The 1426-nt window shown below is 62.3% G+C and carries 1 protein-coding gene and 1 pseudogene; both read right to left on the bottom strand.

What is annotated here, in order from left to right; all coding sequences use genetic code 11:
* Window positions 1–704, bottom strand: a 704-nt coding sequence (locus tag ACXJL8_RS41000; protein WP_456687036.1) for a glutamate synthase-related protein, incomplete at its 3' end; no start/stop codon positions are given.
* Between the two features lie 427 nt (window positions 705–1131).
* Window positions 1132–1426: pseudogene (locus tag ACXJL8_RS40995) on the bottom strand (ferredoxin--NADP reductase); the annotation flags it as partial.

Genomic DNA, 1426 nt, shown 5'->3' with positions numbered 1-1426 from the left:
GACTCGGGATCGAACGTGCCGTCGAGATGACGGCAGCCGAAATAGCCGGAGCCGATTTCCCAGATGATGTCGCCGCCCATCTCGCGGTGGTAGGGACTGAAGCCGCCCTCGCCGGTGTCATGCGCGAAGCCGCCTTTCCTGGCGCCGGCATTCAGCGCGCGCACGGCATTCGGGCTGAGCGCGCCGAAGCTCATCGCCGAGATGTTGAACACGGAGGCCGAATAAGGCTGCTTGCAGTCCGGACCGCCGATGGTGATGCGGAACTTCTCCTCGGCATGAGCCTGCGGCGAGACCGAGTGATGCATCCACTCATAGCCCTCGCGATAGACGTCCTCCTGGGTGCCGAATGGACGCTTGTCGAGCTGCATCTTGGCGCGCTGATAGACCACCGCGCGGATGTCGCGCGAGAACGGCATGCCGTCCTTCTCGCTCTCGAAGAAATACTGCCGCATCTCCGGGCGGATTTCTTCGAGCAGGAAGCGGATGTGCGCCGAGATCGGGTAGTTGCGCAGCACCGCGTGGCCCTTCTGGAGGAGGTCGCGGACGCCGAGCAGCGTCAGGGCGCCGAAGATCACGATCGGGATCAGCAGGATGTCGAAGATCTTGCGATCGGAGATACCGATGCCGATCAGCAGCGCGGTCACCACCGCGCAGATCGTCAGCACGATGAAGCGCGGCGAGAACGGCAGCAGCAGAGTTTCCATGACACCCTGTTCGAGGGGCCCACGGCTCGATTTTGGCGCTTTGCTATTTTCGTCGGCCACGATTCCCATCCTCTCGCCAGCTTGAGGCGGTACGATACGTCCGCGCCTGTCATACGGATATGACGCGGCCCTTGTTTCAGGCTAGCGAATTCGGCCGAGGTAAATCAATCAGCCGGGAGAACGGGATTTTTGCAGCGCAGCAGAATGTGGGGGGAGGACGGGGCGGCTACCCGGGCAAGGCGCCTACCCACCGCGTCGTCCTGGCGAAAGCCAGAACCCAGAACCCATAACCCATAACCCCTGAGCGGGGTATTGCGAAGCCTGACAACGACCAACCTTCGCCAAACTTGACTCGGTGGGTATGGTCCTGGCTCCCGTGCGCAATTGCGCACTCGGCCAGGACGACACCGAGACAATGAGCGGCGCTTTACCGCTCGACGAAGGCTTTCTCGATCACGAAGTGACCGGGCTTGTTGCCGGAACCCTCGATGAAGTCACGGCCTTCGAACATCACTTTCAGCTCTTCCAGCATCGCCGGGCTGCCGCACATCATGATGCGGTCGGTTGCGATGTCGAGTGGGCCCTGTCCGATGTCGTTGAAGATCTGCTCGGAGCTGATGAGGTCGGTGATGCGGCCGCGATTGCGGAACGGCTCGCGGGTCACGGTCGGGTAGTAGACGAGCTTGTCCGCGAGCAGCTCCCCGAACAGCTCGTCCTCGCGC

This window comes from Bradyrhizobium sp. P5_C11_2 (assembly GCF_054049755.1).
This window is presented reverse-complemented; position numbering and strand designations above follow the sequence as displayed.